The organism is Marinomonas ostreistagni (assembly GCF_016888445.1).
GTDB lineage: Bacteria > Pseudomonadota > Gammaproteobacteria > Pseudomonadales > Marinomonadaceae > Marinomonas > Marinomonas ostreistagni.
Genome location: NZ_JAFEKF010000009.1, coordinates 1 through 17,363, shown reverse-complemented (window position 1 = coordinate 17,363; position 17,363 = coordinate 1). Strand labels below are relative to the sequence as shown.

General features: G+C 45.5%; 16 protein-coding genes. 14 read left to right on the top strand and 2 right to left on the bottom strand.

The features are described 5' to 3' along the window. Window positions 1-31 precede the first annotated feature (31 nt). Entirely contained in the window at window positions 32-1,417 is a 1,386-nt protein-coding gene (locus JQX58_RS15015) for a hypothetical protein (protein WP_204147657.1), read from the bottom strand. Window positions 1,418-1,626: 209 nt separating this feature from the next. Here JQX58_RS15015 and JQX58_RS15010 point away from each other — a divergent pair, with 209 nt between their 5' ends. The 10 genes from JQX58_RS15010 to JQX58_RS14965 all read left to right on the top strand — a co-directional run bounded on the left by JQX58_RS15010 (window position 1,627) and on the right by JQX58_RS14965 (window position 11,182). Continuing rightward, window positions 1,627-1,857, top strand: coding sequence for a helix-turn-helix transcriptional regulator (locus tag JQX58_RS15010; protein ID WP_055464605.1), 231 nt, complete (start codon window positions 1,627-1,629; stop codon window positions 1,855-1,857). 2 nt (window positions 1,858-1,859) lie between these two features. Beyond that, window positions 1,860-2,672: a helicase RepA family protein gene (locus JQX58_RS15005; RefSeq protein ID WP_204147656.1), complete on the top strand. Its 813-nt coding sequence runs from the start codon at window positions 1,860-1,862 to the stop codon at window positions 2,670-2,672. After that, window positions 2,659-3,489: a replication protein C, IncQ-type gene (gene repC / locus JQX58_RS15000; protein ID WP_425324511.1), complete on the top strand. Its 831-nt coding sequence runs from the start codon at window positions 2,659-2,661 to the stop codon at window positions 3,487-3,489. Before JQX58_RS15005 ends, repC begins: the two co-directional genes overlap by 14 nt. 737 nt (window positions 3,490-4,226) lie before the next feature. After that, window positions 4,227-4,601: a conjugal transfer transcriptional regulator TraJ gene (gene traJ, locus JQX58_RS14995; protein WP_204147654.1), complete on the top strand. Its 375-nt coding sequence runs from the start codon at window positions 4,227-4,229 to the stop codon at window positions 4,599-4,601. Beyond that, window positions 4,598-6,358, top strand: a complete 1,761-nt coding sequence (gene traI / locus JQX58_RS14990; RefSeq protein ID WP_204147653.1) for a TraI/MobA(P) family conjugative relaxase — start codon at window positions 4,598-4,600, stop codon at window positions 6,356-6,358. Before traJ ends, traI begins: the two co-directional genes overlap by 4 nt. A 237-nt stretch (window positions 6,359-6,595) precedes the next feature. Then, on the top strand, window positions 6,596-7,372 hold the full coding sequence (gene trbJ / locus JQX58_RS14985) for a P-type conjugative transfer protein TrbJ (RefSeq protein WP_204147652.1): 777 nt from the start codon (window positions 6,596-6,598) through the stop codon (window positions 7,370-7,372). A gap of 2 nt (window positions 7,373-7,374) precedes the next feature. Continuing rightward, a complete protein-coding gene (locus JQX58_RS14980; RefSeq protein WP_204147651.1) occupies window positions 7,375-7,539 on the top strand; it encodes a hypothetical protein in 165 nt (54 codons plus the stop codon). Between the two features lie 2 nt (window positions 7,540-7,541). Then, window positions 7,542-9,206 carry a P-type conjugative transfer protein TrbL gene (trbL, locus tag JQX58_RS15630; RefSeq protein WP_204147650.1) on the top strand — a complete coding sequence of 555 codons (1,665 nt, stop codon included), beginning with the start codon at window positions 7,542-7,544 and terminating at the stop codon, window positions 9,204-9,206. Between the two features lie 102 nt (window positions 9,207-9,308). Then, window positions 9,309-9,752 (top strand): DUF6932 family protein, encoded by a 444-nt coding sequence (locus JQX58_RS14970; RefSeq protein ID WP_115899186.1) that lies wholly within the window; start codon window positions 9,309-9,311, stop codon window positions 9,750-9,752. Continuing rightward, a complete protein-coding gene (locus JQX58_RS14965) occupies window positions 9,749-11,182 on the top strand; it encodes a helix-turn-helix transcriptional regulator (protein WP_204147649.1) in 1,434 nt (477 codons plus the stop codon). Before JQX58_RS14970 ends, JQX58_RS14965 begins: the two co-directional genes overlap by 4 nt. Window positions 11,183-11,290: 108 nt before the next feature. On the opposite strand, the gene JQX58_RS15545 is transcribed toward JQX58_RS14965, so the two are convergent. Further along, on the bottom strand, window positions 11,291-13,882 hold the full coding sequence (locus JQX58_RS15545) for an AAA family ATPase (protein WP_204147648.1): 2,592 nt from the start codon (window positions 13,880-13,882) through the stop codon (window positions 11,291-11,293). 190 nt (window positions 13,883-14,072) lie between these two features. Here JQX58_RS15545 and JQX58_RS14955 point away from each other — a divergent pair, with 190 nt between their 5' ends. The 4 genes from JQX58_RS14955 to sfsA all read left to right on the top strand — a co-directional run bounded on the left by JQX58_RS14955 (window position 14,073) and on the right by sfsA (window position 16,962). After that, entirely contained in the window at window positions 14,073-14,243 is a 171-nt protein-coding gene (locus JQX58_RS14955; protein WP_204147647.1) for a hypothetical protein, read from the top strand. A 230-nt stretch (window positions 14,244-14,473) separates the two neighbouring features. Further along, window positions 14,474-15,127 carry a Wzz/FepE/Etk N-terminal domain-containing protein gene (locus tag JQX58_RS14950; RefSeq protein WP_204147646.1) on the top strand — a complete coding sequence of 218 codons (654 nt, stop codon included), beginning with the start codon at window positions 14,474-14,476 and terminating at the stop codon, window positions 15,125-15,127. 212 nt (window positions 15,128-15,339) lie between these two features. Continuing rightward, window positions 15,340-16,161: an SDR family oxidoreductase gene (locus JQX58_RS14945; protein ID WP_204147645.1), complete on the top strand. Its 822-nt coding sequence runs from the start codon at window positions 15,340-15,342 to the stop codon at window positions 16,159-16,161. A 96-nt stretch (window positions 16,162-16,257) separates the two neighbouring features. Next, a complete protein-coding gene (gene sfsA, locus JQX58_RS14940) occupies window positions 16,258-16,962 on the top strand; it encodes a DNA/RNA nuclease SfsA (protein ID WP_204147644.1) in 705 nt (234 codons plus the stop codon). Window positions 16,963-17,363 lie beyond the last annotated feature (401 nt).

Sequence of the window (17,363 nt, the reverse complement as noted above, 5' to 3'; positions counted from 1 at the left end):
AAGGCCAACTCTCCTTGGATGGGGGGACTTATTAATGACTAAAGATTTTAAAAGCGCTAAGGCCAAGCAGCGTAAACTCTTCAGGAATTGATCTTATTGTCTTAGAAACAGCTTGAGGTGAAATCTTCTTTTCCTCAATCTCCGTCAATCGTTCTGAAATTTGTGTTTGATTGAGTCCTTGTTTAAGCACGAGTATTTGCTTCTTACGATCCGTAAGTCTTGAGTCAACCATTTGACGAGCGATGTCCCGCAGCTTTCCTTCATCATCAGCCCCCAGCAATGTACCAGCTCCTGTTAAGCGTACGATGGCCTCATCAATGAGCCGTTTGGTTTCTCCTTCAACCTCTATTGGGCACTTAAAGTTATATTTTACGTAATCGAAACATGCCTGAGCATGTTCTTGTGTAACCGTCTTACCTTCTAAAAAAAGATAGAAATAGCGATCAATAAGTTCATCTGCTGATAAGGATCTTAGTTCTTCGTCATCTAACACCGGCCTATACTTCACGGCACTAGCAACATGAAGTTGTAAGCGTCTAAGTTCCTTTTCAAATTGTCCTTTTGATTGCAGAGCACTCTTGTAAGCAGGATTCCAAGTTCGGCCATCTTTGTTTCTGGGTCGATGGTGAGCGCAATATCTATGACTAAGTTGCAATTTTGTCTTTTGCTGATCATTCGCTTCTTGCAGGTCGTTGGGGTCTAACAGGTTGTTATCTAGCCGATAGAAGTACTCGGCCAGTTCATTTCTTTGGCCGCATAGCTCGCAATAGGTTTGCTTACGTCTAGCATTGATCTTTATATCTGGGCTGTGGTGCTTAAAACGTGTTGGTGTCAGGTGTAGCATCCATAGAAGTTCCAGCAGGTTATCGACGGTTGCCTGAAACCGGAAGTCTATCGGTCGGCATTGGTGCTCTGTTTTCAGAAAGTGTCTAAGCTGCTGCTTGATCGCGTCATGAGTATCTTTAAAGCCCAACATCATGACCAAGTTGGTCAATGGCGTCTCTGCTTTGAATTTGGTTCCGAATTTAATTGTCCTCTCGCGAGCTATTTTTTCTGGAATATTTAGTTGAGATTTTGAAGCTTGTAAAAGCGAATGATCAATATTTAGGTAAGGGTTCGGGAAGAAATACAAATGGGTATCTGGCAGAGAATTTAGAAACACTGATACCTTGGGATCAAGGGCTTCTAGGATAAGCTCGCCAATAGGGCGCTTATCCGTTTCTTTTTTGATGTCTGCATGATCATCTTTTAGATGGTTTCTAGGGTCTTTTCTGTGAGAGTGTACGGAATAGTTCGCCCAACGATCTCTAAACTCTCGTATGCCCTCGGCAACAAGGGTGTCGCAGTCTTCCCAGACAGAGATAAAATGTCTGCCTAGGCGATCACTAGCTTCCTTTTCGATTTCCGCATATTCCATTACCACACCTTCAAACCCATAGCCTTAGGTCATGTTACTACTGGTTAAATATTGAGTCTATTAGCAACTAGTCGCAATGTTTGGCTGCTGTTCTAGGGGGGAATTCTGAAAATAAATAGAGTTTTCAACTTTTTCCTCCACAAGGTCCAATCAAGCTTCGAATGAATACAGGCATAGTCAGGTTTCAGTCACTAAGAGGAGGCCAAGACATGCAGGAGCTGGCACATAAAACCCTAATTAATCGAAAAACGCTTTTACGAATGGTTCCGCTATCGGATCGGACCATTTACAACCTAGAGCAGCAAGGTGAGTTCCCTCGTCGTATTGTCCTAACTAGTCGCAGTGTGGCTTGGGATCTTGCCGAGATTGAAGAGTGGATCGAACAACGCCGTAAGAGTGCGCTTAAAGCGGCTCGCCCTGGATACTTCGGGGGTAACTGATTATGCGAATCGATGTATTCAAAGCCTTCACAGAACAGCCCCCGGAATTGGACTATGTCTTACCAAGCTTATTGGCAGGTACGGTCGGCGCATTCGTTGCGCCGGGTGGTACGGGAAAGTCGATGTTTGCCTTAGAGTTAGCGGTACATATTGCGGGTGGTCCTGACCTTTTAGGCGTTGGACCGCTGACACAAGGGCCGGTGGTGTACATCTCTGCCGAAGACCCAGTAAAGGTCGTCATGCATCGTCTGCAAGCTATCAGACAGCATCTAAGCCAGGAGCAGATAGAGGTCGTCAGCAAAAACCTTGTGATCGAGTCGGTTGCAGGTCTCGCTCCAGATCTCCTGGATGAAAAGTGTGTTGAACTTTTGGTGAAACAATCAGAAGGCCAAAGGCTTTTGATCCTGGATACTTTACGCCGGTTTAGCACCGAAGATGAGAACTCAAGTAGTGCCATGTCCCAGGTATTAAACCGTCTTGAGCACATCGCTGTTAGAACTGACGCGGCGGTCATATTTATCCATCACACCAGCAAAGATTCAGACGGTCAACATACGGGTCGAGGCTCTTCTGTAATCGTTTATCACTGCCGCTGGCAGTCTGTGTTAAGCGAAATGACGAAAAGCGAGGCCAAGGCGTTTGGTTTGGAGGAGACAGAGCGTGTGAACTACCTACGCTATGGCGTTAATAAAGCCAACTATGGGCCATGTTACGACGGGAGCTGGCTAATTCGACGTGAGAATGGGCTGTTGGAACAAACGACACTACAGAAGTCACACAAGTCATCTAATGGTCGATCGCGTGAAGAAGCTTAGGCATCAGCTAACACATGTTAGGCATGCTCCATCGCACTGCTTGGCTCCAGGTTTATTTCGAGCGCTGCAAAAAGGTGAACGTAAAAAGTCCAAGTTGGATGTGGTATACGACTACGGCAAAGGGCGCTTGATTGAGTTCAGCGGACCTGAGCCGTTAGGAGCGGATGATTTGCGTGTACTTCAGGGCTTGATAGCGATGGCTGGCCCAACAGGTCTGTTATTAAAACCGGAGCCTGCCACAGAAAGTGGACAGCAGCTGAGGCTATTTCTAGAGCCAAAATGGGAAGCGGTAGATTTGGATGCCATGGTGGTGAAATGTAGTTACCGCAATCTAGCGCAAGAGATTGGTTATGCAACAACGTCGAATAACACTAAAACCATTAAAGATTGTATTGAGCGGATGTGGAAAGTGTCGATTATTGTTCAACACGGAGGTAAGCGTAAAGGTTTTCGTTTGCTGGCTGAGTATGAAAGTGATGATTCAGCGAAAAATCTATATGTGGCGTTAAACCCAATGATTGCTGAAGCCATTCTTCCAGACGGTCAGCATGTCCGCATTGATATGGACGAGGTTCGGGCCTTGCGTACTCACAACGCGCTATTAATTCATCAAAGGCTATGTGCCTGGATCAACCCAGGCCAAAGGGGAAAGGTTGCTTTAGAAACGCTAAGTGGCTATCTGCATCAAAACCCTGCTACTGGTGCAACGTTGCGTAAGCGTCATAGTCGTTTAAGAGATACGTTAAGCGAAATACAAAGCATAGGGTGGCTAATTGTCGAGTACCGTCAGGGCATGTTTGAAATACAGCGACCATAGGGGCCCATTAACGGTCACAATCTGTCCCATTAACAGTCACTTTTTCCCCCATTAACAGTCACGTTTGTGAAAGAGAAAAGTCGCTGTGAGCCTTGATATTAAAGAGCTACAGGGAGTGAGTTAAAAAACGGTCTAAGATCTCTCTAAGATCTTTCTACTAGGCGTAGTCTTTAACGCCCTAGTAGGGCTAAGACTTTGCCGCAGATAAACACCTGCATGGAGTTAAACCGTGTTTATTGACATATGAAGGGCAGAGCACAAGACAAGGCACTTTGTTGACACTTGAGGGGCAGCACACAAAACAGGGCGTTTTATTGATATATGAGGGGCACTGTTCAAAACCGGCTGATTGGCCTTAGGTGGGCAGGAAAGTAGTAGGAAAGCTGTGTTTTTCGGTGTCGTGATGGTGAGTAAAGCGATCACACGTAAATCGCTGTAAGACCGCTATTTTAGCGCTATTCAGTCGTTATAAGTGTGCTGTAACTAACGGTTTTTAAAACGAAAAGAGTGCTGAGCAGGCAAAAACAGATGAAAACAGGGAAATACAAAAGAAAACAGGGAAATGCAGACTTCTATGCAGAGGTTACCTTGTTAAAAACAATGCTGATATGCGGGCAGGATGTGTGAAGTAGGCCCACCATGCAAGCATGGTGAAGCCTCTTCACTTATGTGACTTATTCGCACCTTCGGCGCTCAACGTTGATCCTGCCCTGCGGGGCGAAAGAGAGGATGCACAGATGGAGAACAACACAAATAAGGCGACGAGAAAGAGCAGCCCACCGATTAAGGTCTATTGCCTACCGGAAGAGCGTGCGCTAATCGAATCCATGTCAGCACGGGCAGGGCTCAGTGCTTCGACCTATTTGCGTGAAGTCGGCCAAGGCTATCGTATCCAGGGAATTACTGATGCAGAGCAAGTACGCGAGTTAGTGCGGGTTAATGGTGACTTAGGGCGTTTAGGTGGATTGCTAAAGTTATGGCTTAGCAATGATGCCAAGGTGGCACATGTTGGGGCCAATACCATCTTGGCAGTGCTTAATCGTATCGAGACGACACAAGATCAAATGAGTTCACTGATGGAGTCCATTCTTCGTCCGAGGGCAGACCAATGATCGTCAAGCATGTACCGATGCGTTCACAGGGCAAATCTGACTTTGCAGGCCTAGTGAATTACATCACCGATCACCAGAGCAAAGCACATCGACTTGGTAGCGTTCGTTTAAATAACTGTGAAGCGGAGACCGTGCGCGATGCGATCAGTGAGGTGTTGGCGACGCAGTTTGCGAACACCCGAGCGAAGAGTGATAAAACCTATCATCTGATAGTGAGCTTCCCAAGCGGTGAACAGTTAGAAGCAAATACCTTGGCATCGATAGAAGAGCGCATTTGCCAAGGCTTAGGTTATGGCGAGCATCAACGTGTCAGTGCGGTACATAACGATACGGACAATCAACATATCCATATCGCCATCAATAAGATTCATCCTACACGCAACACAATCCATGAACCGTATTACCCGCATAAGAAGCTAGCGGAAATGTGCGAGGTCATCGAGCAGGACTTTGGTTTGCAGCCGGATAATCACATACCGCGCAAGCGCGGGGCTGAATCACGTGCGATGGATATGGAACGGCATTCAGGCATTGAAAGCTTAGTCGGTTGGATGAAGCGCGAATGTATGGATGAGATTACATCAGCCAATAGCTGGCAGGCGTTGCATCAGGTCATGCAGGACAACGGTTTGCAGTTAAGGACCAGAGGAAATGGTCTAGTAATCGTTGCCGAGGGTGAGTCGATCATCAAAGCGAGCACCTTGGGGCGTGAGTTTTCTAAACCCAAACTCGAAGCGCGCCTTGGTCCCTTTGAAGCGGCCGCGACGGATTCTGTTAAGCCGAGCCGCCAATACACACATCGACCGGTTCGCTTGAAGGTGAATACCACCGAGCTATATGCCCGTTATCAAGCAGAGCAGAAACGTGCCGCAGCGAGTAAGTCACAAGCCCTTGAACAGGCGCGCCGTGATAAAGATCGACAGGTTGAAAACGCCAAGAGAAAAGGGCGTGGCCGTCGCGCAGCGATTAAGTTAGCCGGCAGCAATAAGCTTACGAAGAAGCTTTTGTACAAACAGGCTAGTGATGCGTTGAAAAGCGATCTTGAACGCATCCAAAAACGTTACCAAGAGCAACGGCAAACGATATATCAAAGTAATAAACGCCAAGCCTGGGCGGATTGGTTAAAAAGCCAAGCATTGCAGGGGGATAGCGAAGCCCTCAAAGCGCTACGCAGCCGAGAAGCGGCACAAAAGCTTAAAGGGAACACACTTACAGGAGATACAGTTCAGACCGAGTCCAAAGTAACGGTCGATACGATTACGAAAAAAGGCACCATTATTTATCGAGCAGGTAACAGCGCTGTTCGTGATGATGGTGATCGTCTACAAGTGGCGACGGCTTCTAACCAAACCAGTGTCTTAGCTGCGCTTAAGGTAGCAATGGAGCGTTACGGTAATCGCATTACCGTGAATGGCTCGCCTGAGTTCAAGGCACGAGTAGTCAAGGCAGCAGTAGATGGCAACTTGTCTATAAAGTTTGCCGACCAAGGGCTAGAGCGCCGCCGTCAGGCATTAATGGCTCAGAATAAAAGGGCCAAGCGGTCTGATAAGCCTGGCGTGTTACCGATTGGCAAAGTGCCACCTTCACGTTGTGGCCGGTTGCAGAATCTATCTCAGTTAGAGGTTTTAGCTATTCAGTCAGCTCCTGTAACTGAAAAAGCGGTGGTCATGCCAGTGTTAGAGCAACGTAAAGCCAAGCTAAAAGCTGAGCAGGCAGCTAAAAAAGCGAAACGACAACATAAGAGCCGATCACGTTGATGTGATGGCAAAGGAATCGACTGAAGCCCTAACCGCTTCGGTTGGTAATGACACCGATGTTTAACCCTATTCGGCCGCGCGTTTAACGGTGTCGCGCAGGTCGGGCGCCGAGATAGTAAGTGGCGAGCTAGCTCTGTACAGGCCCACATTCACCGCTGGTAACGGCAGGAGTAGAGATCAAGTTTCTACAGGTTGGTGAATGCAAATTTTAGTCATAACAACTAAGAGTAAATGACCATGCTAAAACGCAAAATTTTAGCGGCTAAAATTCCCGTGCTCGCCATTTCCTTGGCGTTAAACATTTCTAATCCCGTTCATGCCGGTATTCCGGTTGCTGATGGTACGAATCTAATACAGAACATCATGTCGGCAATGGAAGCCGTTGCGCAGACAGCAAAACAAATCCAGCAGTACCAAACTCAGCTCCAGCAGTACGAAAATATGCTGCAAAACACCATGGCCCCAGCGGCTCATATTTGGGACCAAGCCCAGCAAACGATTCATGATTTAAACCAGGCAACGAATACGCTGGCGTATTACCAAAACCAGTTGGGCAGTATCGACGCCTATCTTAGCCGGTTCCAAGATGTGGCCTATTACCGCAGTTCCCCTTGTTTTTCCCGCAGTGGTTGCAGCGCCGCCGAATGGGCGGCCATGGATGAAAACCGCCGCTTAGCATCAGAGTCACAGAAGAAGGCCAACGATGCTGTCTTTCGTGGTTTAGAACTCCAGCAACAGAACCTACAGAGTGACGCAGGCAAATTACTGCAACTCCAGTCCGCCGCCCAAGGCGCAGAAGGCCAACTTGAAGCGATTGGTTACGCTAATCAGTTGGCGAGTAATCAGGCAAACCAGTTGCTGCAAATCCGCAGTTTATTGATCGCCCAACAAAATGCCCTAGCTACCAAGATGCAGGCTGACGCTGATCTTAACGCTCAGTATCAGGCGAGCCGAGACAACCTCTATGAAGGCTTACGCGAGCCGGTCGACCGTTCACAAAGTAAGGAGTACTGACCATGAAATGGATGATGCAAACACTGGTTATAGTGTTAACAACGTTATTTTTAGTGGCTTGCTCGGAGCCTGAAGCAACATGCACGCAAAACTGTGAGCAACAAGATGGCTCGGTTTATCAAAGCCTAGAAGGTCCGGTGGATCGCTCGAAGAGTAAGGAGTACTAATCATGAGAGGATTCACAACAAAATCAGCGGTAATTCTTTCCTTGGGAACGGTGTCGGTACATGCCTCAGCCGCAGTAGAGCGAGGCGGTGTGCTAAATGATGTGGCGGACCGCTTCGCTGCGGCAAGTCAGGCATGGGCGTCTGTAATTACCGGTCATGCGACCTGGCTATTTTGGACGCTCGTTGTTATCTCGATGGTTTGGACCTTTGGCATGATGGCATTACGTAAAGCGGATATCGGCGAATTCTTTGCCGAGTTTGTCCGCTTTACAATCACAACCGGTTTCTTTTGGTGGCTGTTGATTAATGGGCCGGCGTTCGCTATGTCGATCATTGATTCATTGCGTAACGTTGCTGCTGAGGCGTCGGGAATGTCTAGGGGGCTGAATCCCTCGACGCCGATAGATATTGCTTTCGATATTCTGGCAAAGGCGGTGGATAGCTACAGTGTCACCAGTCCAATCGACAACTTATCTATCTTTCTCACCTCGTTCGCCATCTTAGCTTGTATGGCCATCGTGGCCGCGAACGTCTTACTGGCATTGATCACTGCCTGGATCATTGCTTACGCCGGTATCTTTGTCTTGGGTTTTGGTGGCTCTCGTTGGACCTCTGATATTGCGGTGAACTACTTTCGCAGTGTGGCCGGTATCGCGTTAAAGCTAATGACTATGACGCTGCTAGTAGGCATCGCTGTTTCCATTATTGATGGCTACCACACCGATTTATCGGAAGGCGCGCCCCTTGATGAATTGCTAGTGATCTTCGTGGTGTCGCTGGTCATGGTGGTATTGATCAACTCTGTGCCGAATGTGATTGCGAGTTTGATTCCTGGCGGCGGAGCTGCGGCCAGCTCAGGTAGTTCATTTAGTGCAGGTGCCTTGATCGGTGGGGCAGTGGGAGCAGGTGCAGCGGTTATGTCTGGCGGCGCAGCACTTGGCGGAGCGGCTATGTCTGGAGCGACCAATATGGCCGGTGGAGCCAGTGCCGTGAAGGCGGCTTTTGAGAAAGCTCAAATGAGTATGTCAGAAGGCCCGATGCCTGAGTTTGGTGGTTCTAGCTCTAGCGCTTCAAGTGGGGATACTGGCAGCAGTGATACGGGTGAAACGCCTTTTGCTCAAGCCGCTGGCTTCTCTGGCGGTGAGTCTCACGCTCCTGGTGAAGAGGCTGTCTCTGAAAGTGCTGGCGACACCCATTCCAGCGAGCAGGGCCAAACATCAAGTGGCTTCGTGGCTGGTGCGGCCAACGCTAGCCGTGTCGCTGCCGGTACAGCATCAGCTCTTGCTAAAGGTATGGGTTCTAAAGCAATGGGTGGTTTCCAGAACAAAGTCAGCCAAACCGCCGGTGGCCGTTTGGCTTCATCTATCCGCGAAAGCATGGACACAGGTATTGACTCGATGGGACACCAAGAAGGGGAAGGCTCCAGCGATGAACAATCACCATCTTTCGGCAGTGAGTCCCTCGGCGGCCAAGAAGGCTGGATAAACCAAAGTGGCGGCTTTAATGAGCTATCTGAGTCAGACCAGGAAGAAGCTCGCCAAGCACACGCCGACTGGCAAGAACGCGATCCCGAGAAACACACATTTGATGTAGAGGATTACGTTGACTACGCCCAAGAGAAGCAAAGGGAGCGGAACGAAGAGATAGCGAGCTTTGTGGGGAGGTAACCATTGAGTTGGTTACATATGACAATAGGTGCACCTATTGACTTAGGTTGCTTACTTAGGTAAAAGAGCTAAACTTTTATTACACAACAATAAAGTTGGGTTATGATTCCGGATTTTAATGATAATGGTAATCTGCCAGCAGGCATTCATTACTGTTCCGCTCAGGAGCTCTTCGGCCGATTCGGCTATAACGCTAAAAGAGCGTGGCTACTAGACGGGCTTAGCTTGTTAATTAAAAACTTAGAAGCTGCAGGATGCACACTCATTTATGTCGACGGTAGTTTCGTGACGGAGAAGGAGTTTCCTGGCGACTACGATATGGCTTGGAGTATTGCAGGTGTTGATCCCAGTAAGCTTGATCCCTGTTTACTACTCTCGTCGGATAAAGACCGAGACGAGATTGAGCTTAGATATAGAGGCGATGTTTTTCCTGCAGAAATCCCCGAAGGTCGAAGCGGAAAGACCTTCCTTAATTTTTTTCAAGAAGATAAGAATACAGGTGAAAAGAAAGGGATTGTGGCAATTAAAATTGGAGGTAAGCAATGATTAAGAACTCAAAACAACTAGCTCTTACGCGGAGTAAAGTTAGAGATTTTGATGCTGCTATCCAAGAAATCGGTGAAGGCAGTAGCGATATTCATCCTCTGTTAATGCAGGCTCAAAAAAATGCTCTTATATTTCAAAGAGATGATTTGGTGCGTGATATTGAAGAGTACGAACAGCTTCTTTCTGGTGAGTTTGCTGTTTTTGATGTCGATAACATTGCCGACTTACCAAAGGCCCTTATTCGGTCAAGAATCTATCTAGGTCTAACGCAAAAAGACTTAGCAGATAAGCTTGGGATGAAAGAGCAACAAATACAGCGCTATGAAAACTTAGAATATTCTTCTGCGAGCTTTTCGACCTTGCTATCAGTGATTAATGCTTTGGATTTAAAGGTTACTGAGGATGTTTTTTTACCAAAGGCGTCAAGAACGCAAAACCTTTTAATTAGTAAATTATCTGATGCGGGCTTAGATAAAGCCTTTATTGAAAAGCGTATTGCTCCAAGAGATATAATCAATTTTGATTGTGATACTTGGGTTGATCGTGTCTGTGAGAAGGTTAAAGCTATCTTTGGATGGAGCAAAGAGCAGCTATTAGGCGATGAGTCACTATCGATGGGACGTGATGGGGCTTTAGTCGCTAGGTTTAAAATGCCTGCAAGTGCTAATCAACAATATGCAAGTGCGTATACTCAGTATGCCTATACTGTAGCAAGATTAGCTGCTAAATATTTTGATAAACCAAAACTTAAACTTTCGGATGATCCTCATGTTGTTAGACAAGAGGTGCAAGAGAAGTATGGTGATCTTAGCTTTGAATCTCTTTTATCCTATGTATACAGTAAGGGCGTTATTGTATTAGGTTTGAATGACTCTGGCGCGTTCCATGGTGCTACATGGAGAATTGAAAGTCGAAATGTAATAGTCGTTAAGCAAAAGACTTCACACTCCTCTCGTTGGTCCTTCGATCTATTACATGAGTTTTATCATGCTACGCAAAAGCCTGGCTTGTCAGAGTTCTCTTTGATCGAGCTCAGTGAAACTAGTGATGAAAGACGGTTAGATGCTGAAGAACTGGAGGCAAACGTATTTGCTTCAAAAGTTCTTTTGGGCCTAGACGCTGAGGAATACGTACAAGAATGCTTTGCAAATGCTAAAGGGAATATCGCTTGGCTGAAAAATTCTGTCATTCAAGTATCTAAAAAGTATGACCTAGATTGTGGTGTATTGGCTAATCAGGTTGCCAACGAGCATGATATTATGGAGAGGAAAGCAGGAAGGAAATCCACTTGGTGGGGAACTGCCCATAACTTGCAGAGCAACAATTCTAGCCCGCGAGAAATATGTAATTCAATTCTTAGAGAAAACATCTCGGTAGAGTCGATGAATGATTTCGATCGAGAGTTCTTTGAACAGGCTATATATAACTAGGTCAGAATTTTCATTACAAAGTTCTTTAAAAATATAAAGTTATATAGATAGTTAAAGCCCGCTTATCAGTGGGCTTTAACTTATTTAATAGACATTAATTTATGTCTTCTAGGTTCTTTTTCGATTCTGTTGTAACTCGTCGAGAAAGTCTTGAATAGCTTTTAAATCAGACTCGATTTCCTCAATTGTAGGGTATGGGGTACCCATAGCAGGAGCACTGTCGTGGCCTGTAAAATAAGTACTACACTTACTCATCGCATTATCAACTACTGAAATATCTGCAGCGGATATATCAACAAGGCGTGACAGGCGTTGCGTATAAACTCCGCGCTCAAACCTATTGACTACCTTATTTAGTAGTTTCTCTTCCACTAGACGCTCCCATGCCTCTCTTAATAAGCCATAGAATCCCTGAGTTTCTTGGCGAAATACTGTTTCAGTATCTTCGAGATAAGTCTTCCTTAAGCCTCTCAACTTTGTATTTAAGCGCTTTATCCGTTTGGAGGTAGTAAGTGCTTCCCATGGGGCACTATCCCTTACTATTCCTGAATATTGCCTTGATCGCTCTAACGTGAGACTTGAATGCAATGCATTATGAATCTCAGCCTGTTCGAGTAAAAGCTTGAAGAATACAATGTCATGAGTGAATACTATTACCTGCCTTGAAAGAGACTCTTTGACGAGTCTTGCGGCTACTTTGCTACTCCACTGATGACTTAAAGAGTTTACTGGATCATCAAATACAATGGCAGAAAGACGTTTATCTGCTTTCATCTCAGCTAAGAATGCAGCTATAGCAATGCATCTCTGTTCGCCCTCACTCGCGACTTTAGCAACGATTGGCTCACCAGAATTTGCTATTGATAGTTTAAATTGCTGATGACCACCAGAGTTCCTTGTCTGTACATTTACAGAGAACCTAGTGAATCCGAACTGTTTTAGTTCGTTGCTAAATGCCTCAGTAATCGGTTCTATAACACCTTGCTGATAGATTGTAGAGGAAAGGTCTGAAACTCTACGGGTGTTGCATTCTCTTTTTATCTCACTCAACTTATCTACAATTCTATACTGGCGAATGTTTTGAAGTATTGGGTCGCTATTTTCAAGAATGTACTTTTTGTCTATGAGCTCCTGTAAGAGTGCCTCTTTTTTATTGATAAGGTTAGTTAGGTCCTGGTTCGTCTTAACTTTTGCTATTTGCTCGTTTAAGTGTTGAGTCAGTGCTGCTATGTCGGTAGTTGAGGATACATCTAAGCTCGATTGAATGTCGGGTAATTCTAAGGATGTTGTAAACAACTTCTGTCGTACTTTGAGCTCTTCAAACAGGGATGTAATTCTGTCTTTGATACCTGGCTTCAGTTTATTAGCATCTTCTAACCCGGCTTTGTAATCTTCTAAGCTAAGTGTCTGTGATGAAATCATTCTTAGCGCATTATTAAAGTCGTTATAAGCAGCTGCTGCATCCTTAGCAGCATTATCAGCTAAGAACTTGTTCAATAAGCCTAGTCTTTCGCCGCTGCTTTCTGATATCTCTTGAAGACAAAGAGGGCAATAGTCACCCTCGATGGGTGGAAAGTTGTTGGAGTTTGGTTCACTTTCTATGAATGTTCTCGCCGCACGCCACAGATTTTGCCAGTTTATGCCTGTTACGGATTCTAAAGGTAAGCCTTTCAGGGTGGCTTGCATTATTTGGTCGGCAGCTCTTTGTTTTGTAATGTAGTCCTTCTGTAGCTCTTTTAGCCTATCAAAAGCCTTATCTCCCAAATATCTGAGGGTATTGAGCATAAACCGTTGAAGCGGTTCTACGGTAAGCAGCTGTTGATTCAGGTTTGTTCTTAAACTTTCGGGGGTCTGAAGCTTATCTTTTGCTATTTCTTGTCGTAAAGGCTCTATATATGCAAGCTCTTCCGCCGTTGCTTTGAGAGCGTGTACATCATCTTCTTTCGTGTTTGATGATATATTTGCGAGAAATTGTGATACATAAGTGCCTGATTGTAATGGTCGTATCTGAACTAGCCCCTGACCAGATTTTAAATCCTTATCGACCGCATCTCTTACATACGAAATGGCCTTTGTTAATTCCGTTAATAAATTCAAACCTGATGGCTTGAATCCTAAAACATCTTCTTTGTTAACGTAATGGTGAGAAGATTCGGTATCGAAAACTCTAATAGCTTTTAAAGATTGGATACTTGAAGAGTTTGAGGTCCAGTGGTGCTGCTCGTTTCTGCTATTAACAAGTAAGCTAAGAGTGGCACTAGGTAAGGAGTGAGGGCTTGGCTCGAATACATTCCCTAATATTTTGGGAAATGTTCCACGAGTAAGACATGCATGCTTCATTATACTGGAATAACTGGACTTTCCCGCTCCATTATCGCCATACACAATGAATAGACCTTCTTGGGAGAAATTAAGCGTTTGGTCCGCAATGAGTGAACCAACCCCGGTGACATTAGACAAAGAGAGCAATTTCACTTCCTCTTGCTCACTTGTATGCCCGGTGAAATCTATTTGTTGGTCAGTATAAGGGGGAGTAATTCCTGTTACGCTTTCTAATTTATGCTCAATTCGAGCCATTTTATAGATATCTGCTAAGTCTTTCTGTTCTAACTCTCCGTGATCAAGAGCAAGCTTGATACTATGCTTCCACCAGTTTGGTTTGTCTTGAATCCATGCTTGAATTTGCTCTATAGGCGTCACTTTTCTCTCCTTTCCTTGTTTTACTTGCGAGTAAAAATAGTGCTACTTGCATTGCTAAGCATAAAGATACTATGTTTTTGTTTAACTACGCTTACTATTAATGTGAAAGGTAGATTTGCCTCATTGGTTCCTTCAGCCAGGATGAAAGGTGCTTTGAGAGGAGACAACGAGTGGGAAGTGATGAATGCTTGTGTATCAATTAACAAATGAAGAGCGTAAGGAGCTTCGTCGCGACATGGCTGAGTCCTCTGCTTGGGCGCGTGCCGAGCTGAAGCGTCGTCGGGAAGAAAAGGCGAAACAAAATGCTGAACATGGTACTAATAATGGTAGTACGGCAGAACCAAGCCCCAAACGGCCGTAGTTAAAGGGGTTACGGCCCTCATTGACGATAGAGTGGGAATAATTCAGCGTTAGGTAACACCTTGCACTGAACCGCAATAAACACTCCCAAGCCCGCTATCTAGCGGGCTTTTTTGTTTGAAATAAGGCCTTGCAGTGAGTTGTCTAGCTGATTGGGTTCACTTTTCAGAGTGGATTAAGGATAATGCGAAAAATGCATTATTTAACACACAGTTATAAAGGATAGAGTTAATGGAACAGTCAAAGCCGTTGGACGATGAAATAGACTTATTTGAGCTTTTTCAAACGCTTTGGGAGGGCAAATGGCTAATCACTGCATTTGTTGTGCTTGCCTTAGTGGCTGGCGGTAGCTATGCGTATCTAGCTCAGCCAAAGTTTAACGTTTCCGTTCCTTACGCGATCAACATTTATCCGGTGAGTGCGCAGCAAATTTGCGATAGCAATGTTAGTTGTATTGAAGGCGAAGTAAATAAAAGGCTATCGGCGTTGTCTGAAGGTAAGTGGAGTCTGCAGAATGCAAGTGTCTCGATCTCTACTACGGCGCCCGCTGCTGCGAGTGTTTACGCGCAAGAGCTAAGCGAGTATCAGAAGGTGATAACCTCAGAGGTATATCGCGAGGCGACAGTAGAGTTAAACTTGATTCAAAATGACCTTAATGAGGCATTACTCAATACTGAGCGCGTAGCAACAAATATGTTGAACGCAAAGCGAACGTTGCAAATGATCGATAACGGTCAGCAAGTAGTAAGCTTTGGTTCTGTTAATATTGCTAAAACGGCGCCGAAAGTGCCACTAATCTTAGCGCTATCCATTGTTCTTGGCGGTATGGTGGGTGTGTTCTATGTTTTAGTGCGCAGTATGATTCGTAAGCGCAAAGACGCTTAATGACAATTTTGTCGATACTAGTTACAAGCCCGCTATCTAGCGGGCTTTTTTGTGCCCGGTGTTTGGCTATGTCATGTAGAAGTGAGTGTGTAAGCAACTTCAATCGATCATGAAAGTGAGTATTTGGGTGCATCGGCTGCTTGCGGCTATGGATGAAAAGCGAAACGATAAACTTCAGATATAGCGTTAGTTAACCAGCCAAGGAGAAGAGGATGTCGAGTCAAGAAAACTTAGATCAGCAATTGCCATCGGTTGAGTACATTACGGCGGACTATAAAGGCGCCGATAAGCTGAAGCAGAAGCGTGTGTTTATCACTGGCGGTGATAGCGGTATTGGTCGTGCAGTGGCTTTACATATGGCCCGTGAAGGGGCGAAGGTCGCCATTATGTATCACTCTGATGAAGACAGCGCCGTAGAAACGCGTCGTGGTATTGAGCAGGAAGGCGCTGAAGCATTAGTGCTTCAGGGAGATACCGCGAATGCAGATGAGTGCCGACAAGTGGTAGCTGAGGTGGTTGAGCAGTGGGGTGGTATTGATGTGCTGGTGAATAATGCGGGTATGCAGAAGCCTTATGGTGATTTGTCCGAAGTCAGTGATGACGACTGGGCTCAGCACTTTGCTGTAAACAGCTCTGGCATCTTCTATATCACTAAGGCTGCCCTTGAGCATATGGAAGAGGGCGCGAGCATTATTAATACCACTTCGGTAAATGCGTTTGTCGGTAATGACACCTTAGTACCTTATACAGCAACCAAAGGCGCAATCGTTGGTTTTACTCGCGCATTGGCGGCACAAGTAGTTAAGCGCGGTATTCGAGTTAACCAAGTTGCTCCTGGTCCAATCGCGACGGAAATTCAGTTAGTCTTTAAAGGTGAGCATCAAGATGTTTTGGATAACATGACATCGCCAATGGGGCGTATTGGTCAGCCCTATGAGCTTGGTCCAGCGTATGTGTTTTTAGCTTGCCGTGACAGTAGCTTTATTACTGGGCAAACCATACATGTAAATGGTGGCATGGCGACTGGTGGCTAAGGCTCATTCGAAAGCCGAGTAGCTTGTAAAACAACATCGCTTAATTTTAAATGGCCTCCCATTCGTGTGAGGTCATTTTTGTTGGAGTAAGGTGTTATGCAATTCCCTGAATTAATAGAAGGGCGTTTGATCAAGCGTTATAAACGTTTTCTTGCGGATATTGAGCTAGCAAACGGAGAGCTCATTACTGCTCATTGTCCTAATACTGGGTCGATGCGTCGTTGTCAGCAAGACAGTGCGCGCGTGTGGGTTTCCAAAAGCAATAATCCTAAGCGCAAACTCGCCTATACATGGGAAATTGTTGAAGTAGATGATCAGTACCTCGCCTGTATTAATACGGGATTGCCTAATAAAGTGGTTGGCGAGGCTATTGCACATGGCAATATTGCTGAGCTCACGGGTTACGACCAACAGAAAGCGGAAGTGAAGTATGGTAACGGTAGCCGTATCGACTGGTTATTAAGCAGCGATAATCTGCCCTTATGTTATGTTGAGGTGAAAAACGTGACCTTGCTCGAAGAGGATGGTCAGGGGTATTTTCCTGATGCGGTCACGGAGCGCGGGCGTAAGCATCTATATGAGCTGGCGGATGTGGTGTCGCAAGGTCATCGAGCGGTATTGATGTTTTGTGTTTCACATACAGGCATTCAGTCAGTCAAGCCAGCACAGCACATTGACCCTAAGTATGCGGCGGCGATTAAAGAGGTCGTAGCGCTAGGCGTTGAAGTGCTGGCTTATCAAGCAGACATCTCGTCTAAGCGTATCGAGATAGTAAAAAAACTACCGGTTGAGCTGGCGTAATAGAGTAATTGTCTATCTCGTGACCATTTTGCCTGTGTTTCTGCTTATAAATTAAGCAGAGTTAGTGTGTTCTCGTAATAATTCGAACTTTTTTAAAATTAATTTAAAAAGTGCTTGCGTCAAAAATTCTGATGCGTATTATACGCACCCACTGACACGGACAACGCTTCACAACAACGAAGCGGACAACGAGTCAGACGCTCTTTAAAATAGATAATCAGATAATTTGTGTGGGCGCTTGCTGGAGACTTCTCAAAAACTTTGAAGTCTTAAACAAGTGACCATGTCAATTCGCTTTACGTTCTTTAATCTTCGGATTGAAGAATATAGTTAAAGTCAGACGTGATTCACGAGTTTGAGCAAACTTTTTAAACTGAAGAGTTTGATCATGGCTCAGATTG

What these genes read in the sequence shown, in the direction of transcription:
- JQX58_RS14965 (WP_204147649.1), top strand. Translation starts at nt 9,749, where the DNA reads ATGATTAAGAACTCAAAACAACTAGCTCTTACGCGGAGTAAAGTTAGA.
- JQX58_RS15010 (WP_055464605.1), top strand. Translation starts at nt 1,627, where the DNA reads ATGCAGGAGCTGGCACATAAAACCCTAATTAATCGAAAAACGCTTTTA.
- traJ (WP_204147654.1), top strand. Translation starts at nt 4,227, where the DNA reads ATGGAGAACAACACAAATAAGGCGACGAGAAAGAGCAGCCCACCGATT.
- trbJ (WP_204147652.1), top strand. Translation starts at nt 6,596, where the DNA reads ATGCTAAAACGCAAAATTTTAGCGGCTAAAATTCCCGTGCTCGCCATT.
- sfsA (WP_204147644.1), top strand. Translation starts at nt 16,258, where the DNA reads ATGCAATTCCCTGAATTAATAGAAGGGCGTTTGATCAAGCGTTATAAA.
- JQX58_RS15015 (WP_204147657.1), bottom strand. Translation starts at nt 1,417, where the DNA reads ATGGAATATGCGGAAATCGAAAAGGAAGCTAGTGATCGCCTAGGCAGA.
- JQX58_RS14970 (WP_115899186.1), top strand. Translation starts at nt 9,309, where the DNA reads ATGATTCCGGATTTTAATGATAATGGTAATCTGCCAGCAGGCATTCAT.
- traI (WP_204147653.1), top strand. Translation starts at nt 4,598, where the DNA reads ATGATCGTCAAGCATGTACCGATGCGTTCACAGGGCAAATCTGACTTT.
- trbL (WP_204147650.1), top strand. Translation starts at nt 7,542, where the DNA reads ATGAGAGGATTCACAACAAAATCAGCGGTAATTCTTTCCTTGGGAACG.
- JQX58_RS14950 (WP_204147646.1), top strand. Translation starts at nt 14,474, where the DNA reads ATGGAACAGTCAAAGCCGTTGGACGATGAAATAGACTTATTTGAGCTT.
- JQX58_RS14980 (WP_204147651.1), top strand. Translation starts at nt 7,375, where the DNA reads ATGAAATGGATGATGCAAACACTGGTTATAGTGTTAACAACGTTATTT.
- JQX58_RS15005 (WP_204147656.1), top strand. Translation starts at nt 1,860, where the DNA reads ATGCGAATCGATGTATTCAAAGCCTTCACAGAACAGCCCCCGGAATTG.
- JQX58_RS14945 (WP_204147645.1), top strand. Translation starts at nt 15,340, where the DNA reads ATGTCGAGTCAAGAAAACTTAGATCAGCAATTGCCATCGGTTGAGTAC.